Origin of the sequence: Streptacidiphilus anmyonensis (assembly GCF_000787855.1) — a bacterium.
Lineage (GTDB): Bacteria > Actinomycetota > Actinomycetes > Streptomycetales > Streptomycetaceae > Streptacidiphilus > Streptacidiphilus anmyonensis.
On record NZ_BBPQ01000114.1, the window covers coordinates 1 to 16813 of the forward strand.

A 16813-nucleotide genomic window follows, 5' to 3' on the forward strand; every position below is an offset into this window, starting at 1 on the left:
TTTTGGCCAGGCCGCGGTAGCGGGCTCGTCGTAGTCCGGTGGTGTGGGTGGCCTGGCGGATGGTGCCTTCGACGCCGGAGCGGAGCGCGTAGTCGCGTTGCCAGTCTCCGGTCTGCTGCTGGGCGCGGGCGTCGCGGATGGCTTCGGTGAGTTCTTTGGGGTAGAGGCTCAGCTGGCGGCGGTTGCGGCGCGCGCTGGTGCACTGCTTCTTGTAGGGGCAGGGGATGCAGTCGAGGGCGGCGAAGGAGACGACGGTCTTGGGGACACCGTCTTGGATGTTGGGGTTCCAGGTGGTGCTGGTCTTCCCGGCTGGGCAGACTGCCTTTGAGTTCTCCCAGTCGATGGTGAAGTCGTGGGCGGAGAAGCCCTCTTGGGCTCTGGCCTGACGAGAGGTGTCGAGCAGGACCGGGGTGACCAGGGCGATGCCGTAGGTCCGTCGTGCGGACACGATGAGGTCCGCGCTGGGGTAGCCGGAGTCGAGGTAGTGCCGGGCCGGCAGCAGACTCCGGTGCTGAAGGGCGTGGTGGATCGCGTCGAGGGTCTTGGAGTCCGGCAGGGTCGAGCAGGTGGTCGCCACGTTGGTGATCAGGTTCGGCCGGGCGGGCCGGTCGCCGTCCGCCTGCGGGTGGCAGGTCTCCGAGACATGGAGTTTGTAACCGTTCCAGAAGATGTCGCGCTTGGCGGACCAGCGGGTGTCGGTGTCGTAGGGCGAGGCCAGGCGCATCGGGGCAGGCGGGAGGCCGTCTCCGCCGTCCTCGGTCCGGTCGCGCAGCCGGACACGTACCCGTCCGGCCCGGTCGGTCGCGCGGGTGTAGTTCTGCACCAGCACCCGTCGCAGGATCTGCACCGCGGGCAGCTCGCGCAGCCACGTCGGCGAGGCGGGCGCGTAGAGGGCCTGCAGCAAGGTGAAGCCGTCGGTGGCGTAGGCGAGCGCGAGTTCGTTCTGGCCGGTCTTGGAGGTTGGCAGCCGCCAGGCGTCCACCCGGTCCGCATAGCGGTGGCTCCAGTCGTCCACCACCAGCACCTGGTCCACCCAGTCCGGGCAGGCGGAGGCCAGCGCATTGAGCACCGCCCGGACGCTCTCGCCCGCCAGCTCCAGCCGGTTCAGATCCCGCACTGCCGATACGACGTGTGTGGAGTCGGTTCGCTGGCTCCCGCCCGCACCCAGCAGGTCCATCGCCTGCAGCCGCTCCAGCAGCAGGTCCAGCAACCGCCCCTCCAGGTGATGGGCGACCACCCGCGAGCGGAACTCCGACAAGACGCTGTGGTCGAAGCCCGGGTCGTCCAGGCCCAGGCCGAGCGCGTACTTCCAGGCCAGGTTCTCGCGGACCTCGCTGGCGGCCTGCCGGTCAGTGAGGTTCGCCGCCTTCTGCAGCACAGTGGCCAGGGCGGGCCGCCCCGGTGACCAGCCGGGCTTGCCAGCCTTCCCGAACGCTTCCGCGAAGACCGCGTCCGGGAACAGCTCACCCAGGCGATCGCGGACCTGCACCGGCAACGGAACCTCCCGCCGGCCACGATAGATCGCCCGGATCGCCGCAGCCACCTGAGGATCCGGCTCCGGCCACGGCCGCGGCTGCACCGACACCACACACTCCGATCCACCCAGAAGCAAGGAAGACCGCCATGATCTCACCACAACAGAAGCCAACTCGCTTACCGGGAAGCTAACTTAGAATTAGCCACCAAGATCACTGCGCCTGCCGACAACCTCATCCGCGCAGTTCAGGCAGCATGTCGGTACTCGTGGATGACGCCGCCGAGTCGGTCTCCGGCGTATGTCCAGGCGGGTGATCCGCTCTTGTTCGAGCGGCTCGGGGACTGCGCGTAGGGGTGCCGCTTGGTTCATCGCTTGGTGGGGCCGCTGGGCATTGTGATGCTGCTCAAACTCGCGAAGTGCGCGGCGCAGGTGGCTTTCGTTCCAGATCAGCGTCCGGTCCAAGACTTCGTGGCGGCAGGTCTGCACCCAGCGCTCCATGATGGAGTTCATGCGCGGCATCCGGACGCCGGTGAGCACGACCTGCCGGCGGCCGTCGCCGGGGAGGTTCTCGTCGTTCTCGGAGGCCCGTCGGGGGCCGGGGCCGCCGCCGTCCGGGTGGGGCTCGTGGGGCTCGGTGGTGGCATGCTCGGCGGACTTGCCCAGGTCCTCGACCGTCTTCGCCTCGTTCTCGGCGGCGTGTTCGGCAACCTGTGTGGTCTTCTCCTCGGTGTCCTTCAGGATCGAGTGGTAGGCCTTGCTGAAGTCCTGGGCCAGCCCCTGCTCGGCCTTGCGCGCGGCGTCTTCCATGGCGTGCGCGATCTGTCCGCTCACGATCCCACCCCCGTAGGTCACCCGATTGCCGGTCGGGTCAAGCTATCAAGTCGGCTACCAGGCCCGGAGATCAGCTCAGGTGCCCTCGGTGCACAAGCACCGCAGCGCGCGGTCCCGTCCCGTACGAATCCGTACACTCCTGTCCGACCGCTGCTTGTCAGCGGCACGGCTTCACGGGGGTGGGGGATGGCAATTCAGCAGGGGCGTTCGACGCCGGATCCGGACCAGGCCGAGGATCTGGCGGAGTACATCGGAATGCTGGGCGAGCTGCGCGCGTCGGCGGGAATGCCCTCCTATCGGGTGCTGGCGAAGCGGGTCGGCCCGCTGGTGCGGCCAGCCCGTGTCCTGCCGGCGTCCACGCTCGTGGACGTCTTCAAAGTCGGGCGGCGCCGCCTCGACCTCGATCTGGTGCTCGCCGTCGTGCGGGCGCTGGGCGCGGACGAACCGCAGGTCGACCGCTGGCGGGCGGCATACGCCCGGATCCAGCGCGGCACCACGTCGGGCGGTCCGGCCGGGGTACTGCGGCAGCTCCCCGGGGATCTCGCGACGTTCACCGGGCGCGAGGACGCCCTGGCCAGGCTGCTCGACGCCGCCTCCGCGGCCGACCGGGGCGGTGGCGGCACCGTGGTGGTGTCGGCCATCGAAGGCATGGGCGGCGTCGGCAAGACGCAACTCGCGCTGCACGCCGCCCACGAGCTCCTTCGCGCCGGGCGCTACACGGACGTGCAGCTCTACGCGGACCTACGCGGCTTCGACCCGGAGCGGGCACCGGCCGATCCGAGGGATGTCCTGGGCGGATTCCTGCGGGCGCTGGGAGTACCCGCGCAGCACGTCCCGGGCGGCCTCGACGAGCGGGCGGCGATGTTCCGTGACCGTATGCACGACCGGGAGGCGCTGGTCGTCCTCGACAACGCCGCCGACGAGCGACAGGTCCGTAGCCTGCTCCCCGCCGGCCCCGCCTGCCTGGTGCTGATCACCAGCCGACGCACACTGGCGGACCTCGACGGTGCCGTCGTCCACCACCTCGACGTGTTCAGCCGGGTCGAGGCCGTCGAACTGCTGGCCCGGCTCGGCGGCCGGGAGCGGGTCGCCGCCGAACCCGATGCCGCGAGCCGGGTGGTCGAGGCGTGCGGCCGACTCCCACTGGCCGTCGCCCTCGCCGGCGCCCGACTCCGCGTCCGACCCGCCTGGAGCGTGGACGAACTCGCGCGACGCCTGGAACACAGCGCGCTGGACGCCCTCCGGGTTGGTGGCAGCTCACTGGAGTCGGTCTTCGATCTCTCCCTGCGGGGGCTCGAAGATGCACACCGCCGACTCCTCCTGCTCCTCGCCGAACACCCCGGTGAGGAGTTCACCGCCGAGATGGCGGCCGCGCTGACCGTTGTCACTCCGGCCGAGGCAGAGCGCACCCTGGAACTGCTGGTAGACGAACAGCTCGTGTCCAGTCCGCGACCGGGTCGCTACCGGTTCCACGACTTGATCCGCGCCTTCGTCCGACGCCGGGCGGAGGCGCTTCCCGCGGCGAGCAGGGAGGCCGCATTGGACAGGCTTCTCATGTGGTTCTTCGTCACTGCCGAGGCGGCCTCGAAGTTCATCAATCCCGTCGTGCGCGTCGAGCCGCTGCCCGGCCCGGTGATCGAATCACCCGGGTTCGCCGACTACCGCGCGGCGTTGGAATGGTACGAAGTCGAATGGGGCAACATCTGCTCCGCGATTGAAGCCGCCGCGGCCAAGGGACGCCACGAGGCGGTCTGGAAGCTGACCTTCGTCCTGGTGCTCTACTTCACCGTGTGCCGACGGCACGACGCATGGCACCGCATGGCCCAGCTGGCGATCACCTCTGCCGGCATTCTGGGCGACCGACTGGCCGTGTGCCGACTTCTCAGCGGCCTGGGCAAGTCGCACATCCTGCTCGGCGCGCTGGATACGGCGCGTGACCATTTCAAACGGGCCCTTGATCTCAGCCGATCGCTCGGCGAGCAACGCCTGCAGGCGCAGATGCTCCTCAACATCGGGAGCACCCACAGCTCCCAGGGCGAGTTCACCCACGCGATCGCCTGCTACGACCAGGCCCTGGGCATCTGCCGGGAGCTCACGACATCGGACCCGCGCATCGCCGAGGTCGAAGCGGCCGCGCTCGGCAACATCGGGGTCGCCCAGTTCCGGCTCGGCCGTCTCGACGAAGCGTTGGCCAGCCACCATCTGGCACTCGACAAGCACCACCTCGTCGGCAACCGCTCCAACACCACGCAGGTGCTGGAGAACATCGCGGACGTCCAGCGCCTCAAAGGAGAGCTGACCGGAGCCCTGCAGACCTACCGGCAAGCGCTGGCGACACGAGTGGAGCTGGGCGACAAACACCGGGAGGCCGACACTCGACGCGACATCGGCGACGTACTCCATGCCCTCGGGCTGACCTCGGATGCCCGCGAGGAATGGCTCCAGTCGCTGGAGCTCTACGAACGACTGTCGTACACCGAACTCGCCGAAAAGATCAGCCAGCGGTTGGCCTCAGCCGCGCCCTGAACCTGTGGGACCCTGTCGCCCGATTCATAGGGTTCGGCTGACGTGCGGCTTCCTGGGTGGGACGGTGGTGAGGGCACGATCCGGCTCCTCCAGACGCAGCAGCACGAGGCACGGGACGTTGTCGCGGTCAAGGAGGTAGCGCTCGATCTCCACGAGGCCCCTGCGCTCGATCTCGATGAAGCCCATGCGCTCGGCGAAGCGCATCCCGGACTCGTCCGAGGCGAGCACCACCGTTACGATCCCCACCCCGGCCTCCGTGGCACCGCCGACCGCGGAGAGCTCGCGGGCCCGGTCCAGAGCGCGCCGGTACAGCGCGGTGCCGAGCCCACGGCGTCGGTGCTCCGGCAGGATGCGGACAATCACCGTCACCACCGGGTCCTCCTCGGTTGGCGGCCGCTCGGTCGAGCAACCGACCGCCTGCCCGCCAAGGTAGAGCACCTCCAGGCGATAGCGCGTCGCGCGCTCGCCCACCTGCTCCGCCGAGAGCGGATCAAACGGAATGACCTCGTTGTGGACATACCGCCAGTCCTCGATCTCCTGCGCCACATCGCCGACCGTGACGTAGCGCAGCCCCTCCGTCAGTTCCTCCATGCCGCCCAGCCAAGCCCGGTCGTGGCCCCGCCGTCAACGGCGTTTCAGCGCTGGCGGAGCCAGGCCCGCCAGAGGTCCAGCCAGGTGGCGCGTGCCTAGAGGGTGAGCTCGAGGCGGAGACGGCCCCCGGCCCCCCGCAGTTGGCCCTCACCGACCTCCGGGCCGGCGACCTGACGGTCGGGCCCCAACATGTCGCTGGACGCTCCCCGCCTTCACCACTTCGTTGAGCGATGAACGAGCTGGAGCGAACAGCATCCCTGGTCCTTTTCGGGGGTCTGGCCGGAGTTCCGTGATGCCGTCGCAGTGAGTCGTTGGCCGCGGGGTAGCGTGAATCGGTGACTGAGCTCGACTTCGTTGGCCGGACCTTCGTGAACTTTCGAGACCATCCCTTCGCCGATGGTCATGCCCACGGGTAGGCCGGGTCGACCTGAAGTCCTTTCGCTTTCCACGGGTCAGCCAGGACACCGACTTGCTGGCCGCTGTCGTCACCCACGAGCAGTTCCGCGACGACTACGCCGGAGGCGGCGTCGTCGCGGAGGCACCCGTCATGGCCCTTACTGGCTTCGCTCGGTTAAGCCCGGCAACTACCAGCCGGTCATTCGCACCGAGGCCGCGCACGTGCTTACGGAGTGGGCGAATCAGCACGGCGGCCTCCGTGGCTCGCTGGAGGACGCGCTTGAGGCAACGCTCTTCGCGGCGGTGAACTCGGCCAGCCGTCTCTATCGTCTTCGCGACCTGGGCCGTGACGCCTTCCACGACTGGGGCGGACTGACTTGCAGCTGCTTCTATCGACGCTGCAGATTCAAGCGGGGCGTCGCCTTGTAGGTAGCACCAGTGACCGGCCAGCTCCGCGGACTGTGCATGCTCAAGTCGTCGCCTGAGGTCTCCTCATGTCAGACCCCGGCGAGGTGCACAGCCCCTGCGACGGCCTGTCAACGCAGGCCCCGCCAACGGCCCAGTTGGTCGAGAAGTGCCAACTGGGCGACGTCCAGCGTGCCAACCTGCTCAACCTGCTGGTGCTGCCATACGCCGGGCCGAAAGCCGACATCGTCGCCGAGGCCGGGGCGGTTGCGCGGACCGCTGAGCCTCCCTCCGGCCTCGAGGTACGCGGCCATGCGGCGGTAGCCGCGCTGCCACTTCGGATCCCATCGCCACAGCGGGTCCAGAGCGTCGAGCAGCTGCCGCTGTTCCGGGGGCAGGTTCGGGTTCAGCCGTTGGACGCGCATCCACCGGCCGACGGTGTAGCCGTCGATCTTGGCGCCCCCGGGGACGGCCAGGTCGCCATGGATCTTGTGCCAGGCCTTGGCGTAGGCGTAGCCGCGGGCCCAGGCGTGGGCGTGCTTGTCCCAGATCATGCCGATCCGGTCGAGCTCGCTGGTCCGGGCGGCGTCGAGCCGTCCGGCCGTGTACTGCTCGCGTTGCCGGTTCAGCCAGTCGACGAGGTCGCCTTCGCGGACGTCGAGGTGGCCGTGCTGACGGTGGAACGAGTCGGCGCGCTCGTACCACTTCTCCCACTCGGCGGTGCGGGGGCTGAGCGCGCGGAGCTTGAGGGTGCGCAGGATCTGGTCCTCGTAGGCGGTGGTCTCCACCCGTAGCCACTTGGCGTCCTCGTCGCTGGCCCCGTTCTCCAGTTCCTCGGCGTCCTGGACCTCCTCCAGGCCGGGCTCGGCGGTGTGGGGGCGCAGTTGCTCGGTGCCGTAGCGGTTGGTGCGCAGTTCGGTGATGCGGGCGGTGACGCGTTCGTCGTGGGCGGCGAGCGCGCGCAGGACCTGCCAGACGGCGGCGAAGGCGCTGCGGTTGAGCTCGGTCTCGGTGTCCTGCGGGTCGGCGGTCGCGTCGCCGGTGGTGGCGGGGAGGTAGACGGGGATGATGATCCTGGCGACCTTGCCGGTGACGCCGAAGGGGACGCGGAAGGCGCGGCCTGCGCCTTGGACGATGTCGACGATGGAGTTCTTGGGGTCGGCGAAGATCACGGCGTCGACGGCCGGCAGGTCGATGCCCTCGGCGAGGAGGCGGCTGTTGGCGATCAAGCCGCAGCGGTGCCCGCCCTTGGAGCTCTCGGTGGCGAACTCCATGAAGGCGTGGCGGCGGTCCTTGAGCCTGTCGCTGCCGGCGACGGCGGCGCGGTAGAGGTGTGTGAGGCGGTCGCTGGGCGGCAGGAGCTCGGCGGCGTGGTGGAGGGTGTGGACGAAGTCGCGGGCGCCGCGGATGCGGGAGTGGTAGGTGATGACCCGCTCCAGCCCGTAGGTCTCGATCGCACGGCAGGTGGCGATCTGCAGGGCCAGGCGCTGGAGTTCCTCGTTGGTGCGGCGCGAGCGCAGGTCGCTGATCCCGGGTTCGTTGAGGAGCTCTTGGAGGTCCTGGTCGGTGATGACCGGGACGATGACTTGGTAGTCGGCGATGAGGCCGTCCGCGATGCCCTGGGCGACCGGGTAGCGGAAGACGGTTTCGCCGAAGACCTCGGGATCGTCCATGGAGCAGACGACGTTCTGCTCGCTGTCCTCCAGGCCGGCGGTGATGCCTCCGGCGATGCGGGGGGTGGCGGTGAAGTACAGGCGCCGTCGGGAGGGGATCTTCGTGTCGTCGTGGACGGCGGCCCAGGGCTTGGCAGACGATCCGGCGGTGCGGTGGGCCTCGTCGATGACCGCGAGGTCGAAGCCCGGCATCGCGTGGAGCGCGTGGGCTTCGACGACGCGGTCGATGCTGGCGTAGGTGGCGAACACCGTCACGGGCCCGCCGGCGGCCGCGCGGACCACGTCGGCGATCTTGTGCGCCTTGGTGGTGATGACCGCGTCGACCCTCAAGCCGGCTTCCTCGAGCTCCCGGTTCTCCGAGGACGAGCAGACGATGACGACCGGTCCGCGGCGGCCGCCGTGCCCCAGCCACACGCCGGCGGTCTGCCAGACCAGCTCGATGGTGGGCATGGTGGCCAGCACCGTGCCCCGCGGCGCGACGCGCCGCGCACAGGCCGCGGCGATCAGGGTCTTGCCGGAGCCGCAGCAGGACTCCACGATCGCGCGGCCGCCGTCGCGCACCGCCCGCCAGGCCGCGGTGACAGCCCGCTTCTGGTGCTCGCGCAACGGGATCAGGAACGGGCCTGCCGCCTCGGGCGCGCGCTCGTGCGGCACCGCCTGGTCCCCCGCGTCGTCGACCGAGCCGGAATCGGCATCGGTGTCCACGACCTGGGTCTCCACTTCCCTGATCCCTTCCGAGCGGTCCTGCGTCAGTTCCTGCGGGGCGTGACGCGTGGTCAGCGGCGGGGGGTCCAGCCGCGGACCTCGATGTAGATGATCTCAGCGTCCTCGGTGGCCCGGCCGGTCTCCACCAGCCACTTCAGGACGGCGGCGGTGACGTCGCCTCCGGCGGCCGCGACCAGCGCCGACCACTCGCGGGCGTCGAAGCCGCCCGACACCTTCGAGCCGTAGGAGCGCTCCTCGGTGCCGTCCGCGCGCGGGACGACGCCGCGGCGAAGCCCCGGCGAGTCGTCCTTGGACCCGGAGGAGAGCGCGAAGTGGCGCTTGCGCATGCGCACGGTGACAGCGACCCGGCCGCCGCGCTCGGCGGTGTCGTGGATGACGCCTGCCAGGTGCCCGGCACCACGGGCGATCGCCTGCCGTCCGGCGCGGCCGGCCATCGACCCGCCCGGAGTCTCCAGCACGTCGCGGCCGCGGACCCGCGCCACGTGCCCGTCGCGGGTCAACCGTCGGGTCACGTTCTGCTGCGCGATGGCCTGCAGCGCGTCCGGGTCGCGTTCGCCGCCCGCGACGGCGCGGACCAGCTGGCGCAGCGCGGGCACGAAGCTTGCGCCCTTGCCCTTGGTGAAGAACTGGGACACCAGGGAGGCGTTGCGCTCAAGCATGTCGGCGATCTGGCGGCGGTTGAACCCGGCGTCGACCAGCTGCTGCGCGAGGCTCGCGGCCTCCCCGGGCTGCGGCGGCGTGGTCATCGCTCACCCCCGACAGCGGCGAGGGCGGCGCGGCCCTTGTCGCGCAGCACCAGCAGCTCGTCCTCGCTCGTGGGCGCCGGGACAGGTCCGGCGAGGTGGCCCTTCAGAAGGTAGTCGCCCGGTTCGCCGTGGTAGGGCCAGTCGTGGCGGGCGGTCAGGTAGATCGCGTCGGTGCGGAACGCCACCACCTGCCCGGCTGCGACGTGCAGGGCGCCGACCTGGACGTTCTCGGGGCGCATCCGCATCGACAGCAGCGCGGCGCGCGCCCCGGACCACACGCTCGCGGACCACTCGGGGTGCGCCATGGGGTCGCGGGAGAAGCCGCTGACGCGCTGCCAGGTCACCTGCCGCTCGTCATGGGTGAGGATCTCCGCGCCCTCGGGGACCAGGTGCAGCTCGTCGAGCGAAGTGGTGCCGGTGACCAGGCGCGGGCGCTGCGCGAAGCCGCCGATACCGAACAGCAGGATGCTGCGGACCGCGCGGGAGGCCAGGAACAGGGCCTGGCGCTGCCGGGCGTCCGCGTGGATCTGCGCCCCGGCCGTCAGCGAGGCCCAGGCCTCCTTGAGCCACTTGGACCACTTGTCCATCGGCTCGCCCTCGGCGAAGACCAGCGCGTCGAGCACCTCGATGCGCCACGGCTGAAAAGGGTTCGACAGCGCCGTGTAGACCTCAGCGCCGCCGGCCCATGTCGTGAACGTGGCGCCCGGGGTGGACGGGTACTCCCAGTTGCGGTCCCCGCTGATCGGCGCGGGCAGCAGCCCGATGTGCCGCCACCCCTGCGGCACCGTGGCCCGGACCCGGATGTGGGCCGGGGACATGAGCAGCTTCTTCTGCTCCGCCTCGCCCATCTTCGCGAACTCGGCCCCGGTCACGCGCCGCGGCGTGCCGACCGGACTGCGCCAGGTGTGCCGGGCGTAGGCGAAGGTGCGGTCGTACTCGACCAGGCCCGGCAGCTCGGCCGGAACCTGCGGCGGCAGGATCAGCTCGGTGCGGCCCTGCCCGGCCGTCGCATGGAACAGGGCGCGCAGCTCCTCCGACAGCACCGGGTAGCCACCCGCCCACTGACCCTTGAGCGGGATGGTCCGCGCCCACAGGTCCTTGCCGGTCTGCGACGGCGAGCCCATCAGGACCACGTCGGGCCACTTGACCTTCAACGCCTTCCACAGGCACACGAACGCCTCGCGGACCAACCGCGGGTCGGCTCCGTCCGGGTCGAACCACTCGCGCACCGAGCGGATCTCCACATGTTCCGCGTTCCGCTCGGCACCCGCGCGGGTGTAGCGGCCGACCGGCTGGCGCGCGTGGACGAAGTGCCCGGCCATGCGGTCCCGGCCGCGACCGGTGTCGACCGTCCAGTGCTGGGCCTCGGTGTTGAGCCATGCGTTGACGGCCTGCTTCAGCGTCGGGTACCGCTCGGCTCCCGCTAGCCACGGGTCCCCTGCGGTGACGTAGAGGCGCTCGATGCCCGGCGCGGCAGCCAGGGCGGCGTCCAGGATCTCTCCCGGGGTACGTGCCCCGAGCTCCAGGCGGACCTCGCCGCCGCGCCAGACCAGCACCCCGGTGGCGGCGTCCAGGAACCCCATCTCCCGGGATGCCTGCGTGAAGTTGGGGCGCTGGGAGAACAGGTTCTCCGTCGCCGCCGTGTAGGCCTCGCCCTGCGCTCCGTCCGGGATCGAGGGCAGCTCGATGCGCTCACCTGGACGTCGCACCGCGGGCGGCGGCGACTCGTGGTGCGCTGTGGCGGTGGTGGGTGCCTCGTCGTCTTCAGCCTGGCCTGTCGGCGGCGTGACGAGCGGAGCTTCTGCGGCCTGCTCGTGCGAGGCGGCTGCGGCGGTGTGGAACGTGGGCGCGACAGCGCCCTCCGGTTCGGTCTCGGCGTCCGCTTCGAGGGGTGGGGAGGCCAGTGCGGCTGCAGGCTGCTGGAGCCGGGCGCGGGCATGACCGGGCGTGGGGTCCAGGCGCGGAACGAGCGCCACGACGTCCCCGATGCTGACCCCGGCGGCCTTCGCGATCGTGGCGGCCTTCGCGTCCTCGAAGTCGCCGAGCTTGCGCACCCGGCTCTCACGGTCGCGCAGCAGCTTCGCGAGCGACTTCTCCGCCTTGGCGATGTCGTCGCGCAGCGGGCGCAGGTCGGCGAGACCGGCGTTGTAGGTCTTGGCGTCCATCACTGCCCCTGCGTCGGTTCGTCGGCGAGTCGGGTGGCGATCTGCTGCAGCAGGTGCGCGTAGGCGGCCCGATGCGGCGGCCGGGGTTCGGTGCGGCCCTTCTCCCAGGTCCAGATCGTCTCGACGCGCACGCCGAGCGCGTCGGCGACCTGGCGCTGCGTCAGTTTGGCGGCCCTGCGCAGGCGCGCCCTCTCTGCGGGGGCGGGCAGGTCCGGCTCGCCGTGTTCGGCGAGCAGGGCGTCGACGGCGTCGATCAGGGGGCGGGCGTCGGGCATGGCAGTACCTCCTCCCGCACAGCATAGGCTGAATCTAAGGCGCTACCTAGGCACGGATCTAATATCCAAAGCTGCTCGGAGCGGTCTTCTTCTCCCGTCTGCTCCCCCCCCCGGGCCGAGAGTCTCGGCAAGCCACCACTGACGGCGACGCGTTGGGCGATCCGTCGGAGACATCACCGCCGGCGGGACGGATCTGCACCTGCGCCGACCCGGCTCCCACCAGCATCGCCCGGGCCCCGCCGCCGGGCCGCTCGACGGAACCCATGGCCGCACCCCCAACGGGCGGCCCAGGCCAGCCACCGCACCCCGCCCGAAGCCCGCCCGCCAAAACTGGCGGGCCGCTGACGTGGCCGCCCACCGGCCGAAACCACCAGCCTGGCCAACAGGACCGGACAGGGACCTGCCGCCCCGGGCGGCATCCGCACGGCTGCCACAACAGTGCTGCCGGTCACCACCTCCGGCCGACCGGCCCCGACACGCGGTCGACACCCGGCCCTGCGGCACCAGAGCGGCCCGCGTCAGGGTTCCGAACCTCCTGGTCGCCGCCGACCGCACAGTGCCCTGAACCACACGACGAGAGAAGACAAACGATGACGACTCGAAGCAAGGCCGTCGGCGCCACGACCGCCGTTGCCGCAGCAGTGGGACTCATGATCGCCGGCGCAGCGCCGGCAAGCGCCACCACCCAGGTCGGCTACGTGTTCAACCTCTACGGCGGACAGTCGATCAACTCAGCCACCACACACCTGACGATGCAGGTCGACGGCAACCTCGTCCTCTACTGCAACGGATCCAACAAAGCCATCTGGGCCTCGAACACGTTCAACATCAACGGCCACGGCCCCGACTACATGACCTTCCAGAACGACGGCAACCTCGTCGTCTACGGCACCTGGCCATCGCAGGACGCCCGGTGGTCCTCCAACACCTGGGGCAGGGGCGCCGACACCCTCGCAGTCCAGGACGACGACAACGTCGTTCTCTACGGCGGCGGCATCGCCTTCTGGGCCACCAACACCCGCGGCCGCTGCTGAGACCGCTCCACCACAGCCCGCACCGACGCGAACCCAACCAACCACGACTTTGCAAGGGACCCACTCATGCGCAAACGCCTCGCCGCCCTGGCCGCTGCCGCGGCCCCGATAGCGGCCCTCACCATCGGCCTCGCCCCCGCCCACGCCGACGCCAACCAGTACGACGTCGCCGTGTTCTTCCCCGGGAACGGCAACGGCTACTACTGCCTCGACATCCCCGGCAACAACGCCGTCGTGGGCCAGCAGCTCACCTCATGGCCGTGCAGCTCCAACGACGAAGCAGAGAGGTGGAACCAGATCTACACCGACAGCTACCACTTCGAGCTCCAGTCGGTGACGAACACGAAGCTGTGCGCCAACGACTGGCAGGGCGGCGACGTCTCCGGCAACGACATCAAGCTCTTCACCTGCAACGGCGACGCCGACGGCACATGGAACATGCTCAACGACAACGGCAGTTGGCAGCTCCAGCCGAGGTCGGCGCTCAACAACTGCCTGAACATCTGGGGCGGCCTGGGCAACGGCAACCCCGCAAGGCTCTTCCAGTGCGGAGACTTCCCGAACGAAGACATGGTGTGGGGCGGCTGATGCCCGCCAGAACGTGAGGCGCGGACGCGGTCGACGAGGCGGGCGAGCGCCAGGACGACCTGGCGCATCGCCCACCCGAGCTTGCGACCAGCCGCCGGACCGCCTCGGCGTCGACCAGCCCAAAGGCCCGGCCGGCTGGCCCGGGCGAAGCGGCCTCGCCCCGGAGGGCGATGACTGCCGTCCACATCACCAGGGCACTTCGCCGGCGTCCTCGAAGAACCGACCGGTCGGGCCGTCGTCGGGCAGGGTCGCGAGTTTGACGGCGATCGCCGCGCCCTGTTCCGGGGTGCGCACGCCGTGGAAGCCGTTGAGGTCGGTCGCGACGTAGCCCGGGCAGGCCAGGTTGACCAGAATGTTCGTGCCGCGCAGCTCCCGGGCGTACTGGAGGGTGACGGCGTTCAGGAACGTCTTCGACGGCGCGTACGCGACCGCCACCGGACCTGCCGTCTCGTCAGCAGCCCTGCCGGACTGACGGGTGAGGGAGCCGACAGCGCTGGACATGTTCACGATCCGCGGCGAGGCGGAGCGCCGCAGCAGCGGCATCATCGCGTTGGTGACGCGGATGACGCCGATGACGTTGGTCTCCACGACCGTCCGGATGGTGGCGGGATCGATCCGGGTGGGCTCCTGCGGCATGGCGCCGGCGATGCCGGCGTTGTTGACGAGCACGTCGAGGCGCCCGGCCTGGTCCTCGATCAGCCGTGCGGCGGCGGTCGCGCTCGCGTCGTCGGTCACGTCCAGTGGTACCTCGAACGCGTCGACGCCGGCCGCGCGCAGTCGTTCCACCGCGTCCTTGCGGCGCTGGTCGTCGCGGGCGCCTATGCCGACGCTCCAGCCGAGGGCGCCCAGGCCCGCGGCGATCTCGTAACCGATTCCCTTGTTCGCGCCGGTGACCAGCGCAATCGTTCGTTCGCTCATGGGAACCATGCTGCCCTCGGGCCCCGGCGGGGGTCCAAGACCGATGGAGTGGGCAGCGATACCTTCCGGGTATGGATCCGGAGTACGGTGGCCGGATGGAGACCCGGGAGCTGCGCTACTTCGTCGCCGTCGCTGAAGAGTTGCACTTCGGGCGTGCCGCGCAGCGGCTCGGGATCGCGCAGCCGCCCCTGTCGCGGGCGATCCGGCAGCTCGAGCGCCGACTCGGGGCAGTACTGCTGGACCGGACCAGCCGCACCGTCACGCTGACCCAGGCCGGCGCGGTGCTGCTGACCGAAGGCCGGGCGGCCCTCGACGCGGTCGACGCCGCCGAGCGCCGGACCCGCCGCGCCGCCCTGTCGGCGACCGGCCGTCCTGGCCTGGTCCTGGTCACGAAAGCCAACGCGTCCAGCGGACTGCTGGCGAAACTGCTCGACGCGTACGCCGCCGAACCCGGCGCGGTCCCCGTCGACGTCATCCTGTGCGGCCCGGCCGAACAGGAACGACTCCTACGCGAGGGCCGGGCCGACGTGGCGCTGCTGCACCGGCCGTTCGACTCGACGGCCGGGCTCCACACCGAAGACCTCAGCACGGAGGGCCAGGTGGCGATCCTGCCGGCCGGGCATCCGCTCGCCGCCCGGCCCCATCTGCACATGGCCGACATCACCGACCTGCCGGGCCTGCCCCTGCCGCGCTGGCCCAACCCCGACGGCGCCTACCCGCCCGGCCCCGGCCCTCAAGTCCGCGACCACGCACAGTTGTTGCAGCTCGTCGCGCTCGGCCGCGCCTGCGCGGTCGCTCCGGAGTCGAGCCGAGTCCACCTGCACAGCGACCTCGCCGCCGTGCCCGTACTGGACGCCCCGCAAGTCACCACCGTGATCGCCTGGCCACCGCACAGCCGCTCCAGAGCCGTCGCCGACCTGGTCCGGACCGCGACACCTCTCCAGTGACTCCGACTGCCCGGCCAGCGCCCGCGCCCCGCTGCGGCTGGACGCCCGGGACGGCAGCGCCGCCGGCGCACCCGACACCCCGATCCTCATGCTGCGCTCGCGCCGAGCCTTGCGCCACCCGCTGCCGCAACCCGACGAACCCGGTCCCGCACATACCTGCGCCAGCGGCGACCCCGACATCAAGGGGGACCTGCGCGAGGCGCTGCGCACGGTGCGCCGGACCGTCGAGAAACGCGGGCTGATCCGGCGGTGCCCGGAGCCGGCCTCCCTGGCGAGCCCTCACGGCAGCCCGCCTCGGCTCGCTCGGCGCACTCCACAGCAGAACTCGCGACCGAGCCGCGACCAGCCACCACCACGACCGCTCCAACGACTTCCACCGGCCGCTGCCGGTCCCGTCCACGACCTACTCCTGCGCGTACTGGACGGACACCGCCCCCGGTTACACCGTTGCCGACACGCAGCGCGACAAGCCCAACCGAAGATCGCCATCACCCCGGCCTACAGGCCAGCGTCGCGGTCTCCATGGCTGTGCTTCCTTCCCCACCCTGCGGTGGGACGGGTGCGGGGCGGATGCCGCACCGGTGTCGGCTCCGCCCCGCGTCCGTTCGTGGGTGCACCGCGTAACGGCTACCAGCGATACCAGCGCCCGCGCGACTCCCCCGCGCCGCGGAAGAAGAACCCCGCGACCCAGAGCACCAACACCACGATGGCCACCCACCAAAGGATGTGCACAGCGAACCCGACACCGCCCAGAAGCAGAGCCAGCAGTAGAACCAACAGCAAGGGACCCATTGTGTATCCCACCTCCTTGAAGCCGCATGTGCCCGCGAACCCGCCGAGCATGCGCGGCGACTTACGTCCCGGCTCATCCCGTTTGGAGCAGGAGGGCGAGCGTGCTGGGAGATCGGGGGTGACACGACCAGGACGATGCGCCACTGTCGAGCCAAAGAGGCAGGCCACGATGAGAGTGCGCGCAGCGCAAGGCCACCATCTCCGTCTGCGGCTGAGCTGACGCCTGGCGGTCCGGATCGTCCGCGCCGAGTTGGCACGCCTGCGGCGGCAAGACCCGAGGGTGGGCGCTGATGACCGCAGGCACCGACGTGACCGGCCATTCGGCCGCACCGGTTTACCGGCTCCTCGTGCCGTCCTGCGGGTCTTGGGTTTCGAAGCGGTGGCGTACGGCCAGCTGTCGCGCGGCCGGCCCGGCCACCGCTGCGAGCACCACGGGCGTTGTACTGGCTCGGCCGACGCCGCCGGGTCGGCGTGCGTGCACAGCGCGTGTGCCCGACAGGACGGATCAGCGGGAGCGGAACACGGCGGCCCAGACCGTCTTGATGGCGTCCCTTGATGTGGTGTAGCCGATCACTGCTGCGGCGTACGCCGGGGGCGTGACCCTGCGTGGTCTCTGCTCCCTGCCCGTAGGGCGGGCCACCATGCAACTCTCCGAAGCGAACGGCCAGTTCAACTCAGGAGGTGCAGGGTGGCCCTGTCCCAGCATGACTTACTGCGACTGCT

The 16813-nt window shown here is 70.6% G+C and carries 13 protein-coding genes and 1 pseudogene; 5 read left to right on the forward strand and 9 right to left on the reverse strand.

What is annotated here, in order from left to right; genetic code table 11:
• Positions 1–1489 (reverse strand): transposase (locus TR50_RS40690; protein WP_160311275.1); only part of this gene is annotated, 1489 nt, incomplete at its 3' end.
• A 186-nt stretch (positions 1490–1675) separates the two neighbouring features.
• A complete protein-coding gene (locus tag TR50_RS43425) occupies positions 1676–2308 on the reverse strand; it encodes an integrase core domain-containing protein (protein WP_160311276.1) in 633 nt (210 codons plus the stop codon).
• Between TR50_RS43425 and TR50_RS40700 the strand changes: the two genes are divergently transcribed.
• Complete coding sequence (locus TR50_RS40700; protein WP_160311277.1) at positions 2288–4834, forward strand: ATP-binding protein; 2547 nt, start codon at positions 2288–2290, stop codon at positions 4832–4834. The two genes, TR50_RS43425 and TR50_RS40700, sit on opposite strands and share 21 nt — an antisense overlap.
• A gap of 24 nt (positions 4835–4858) precedes the next feature.
• Here the strand turns inward: TR50_RS40700 and TR50_RS40705 are convergent, their stop codons facing one another.
• From TR50_RS40705 to TR50_RS40725, 5 genes are all read right to left on the reverse strand, one after another.
• Positions 4859–5425: a GNAT family N-acetyltransferase gene (locus TR50_RS40705; RefSeq protein ID WP_042435118.1), complete on the reverse strand. Its 567-nt coding sequence runs from the start codon at positions 5423–5425 to the stop codon at positions 4859–4861.
• A gap of 932 nt (positions 5426–6357) precedes the next feature.
• Positions 6358–8619: a DEAD/DEAH box helicase gene (locus TR50_RS40710; RefSeq protein ID WP_052441871.1), complete on the reverse strand. Its 2262-nt coding sequence runs from the start codon at positions 8617–8619 to the stop codon at positions 6358–6360.
• A gap of 56 nt (positions 8620–8675) precedes the next feature.
• Complete coding sequence (locus tag TR50_RS47420) at positions 8676–9371, reverse strand: hypothetical protein (RefSeq protein WP_042435121.1); 696 nt, start codon at positions 9369–9371, stop codon at positions 8676–8678.
• Positions 9368–11536: a hypothetical protein gene (locus TR50_RS40720; protein ID WP_042435124.1), complete on the reverse strand. Its 2169-nt coding sequence runs from the start codon at positions 11534–11536 to the stop codon at positions 9368–9370. The genes TR50_RS47420 and TR50_RS40720 overlap by 4 nt, the downstream gene beginning before the upstream one ends.
• The gene (locus tag TR50_RS40725; protein WP_042435127.1) at positions 11536–11811 is read right to left on the reverse strand and encodes a helix-turn-helix domain-containing protein; all 276 of its coding nucleotides are present in this window, start codon (positions 11809–11811) and stop codon (positions 11536–11538) included. The genes TR50_RS40720 and TR50_RS40725 overlap by 1 nt, the downstream gene beginning before the upstream one ends.
• A gap of 590 nt (positions 11812–12401) precedes the next feature.
• Here TR50_RS40725 and TR50_RS47425 point away from each other — a divergent pair.
• Both TR50_RS47425 and TR50_RS40735 read left to right on the forward strand, forming a co-directional pair.
• Positions 12402–12845 carry a lectin gene (locus TR50_RS47425; RefSeq protein ID WP_160311278.1) on the forward strand — a complete coding sequence of 148 codons (444 nt, stop codon included), beginning with the start codon at positions 12402–12404 and terminating at the stop codon, positions 12843–12845.
• A gap of 66 nt (positions 12846–12911) precedes the next feature.
• Positions 12912–13433, forward strand: a complete 522-nt coding sequence (locus TR50_RS40735; protein WP_042435129.1) for an RICIN domain-containing protein — start codon at positions 12912–12914, stop codon at positions 13431–13433.
• Between the two features lie 186 nt (positions 13434–13619).
• On the opposite strand, the gene TR50_RS40740 is transcribed toward TR50_RS40735, so the two are convergent.
• Positions 13620–14351: an SDR family NAD(P)-dependent oxidoreductase gene (locus TR50_RS40740; protein WP_042435133.1), complete on the reverse strand. Its 732-nt coding sequence runs from the start codon at positions 14349–14351 to the stop codon at positions 13620–13622.
• Positions 14352–14446: 95 nt separating this feature from the next.
• On the opposite strand from TR50_RS40740, the gene TR50_RS40745 reads away from it, so the two are divergent.
• Positions 14447–15298, forward strand: a complete 852-nt coding sequence (locus TR50_RS40745; RefSeq protein WP_042435143.1) for a LysR family transcriptional regulator — start codon at positions 14447–14449, stop codon at positions 15296–15298.
• A gap of 326 nt (positions 15299–15624) precedes the next feature.
• Positions 15625–15759, forward strand: a pseudogene (locus TR50_RS50295) (class I SAM-dependent methyltransferase); the annotation flags it as partial.
• Between the two features lie 166 nt (positions 15760–15925).
• Here TR50_RS50295 and TR50_RS40750 read toward each other — a convergent pair.
• Entirely contained in the window at positions 15926–16090 is a 165-nt protein-coding gene (locus TR50_RS40750; protein WP_042366415.1) for a hypothetical protein, read from the reverse strand.
• Positions 16091–16813: the final 723 nt, after the last annotated feature.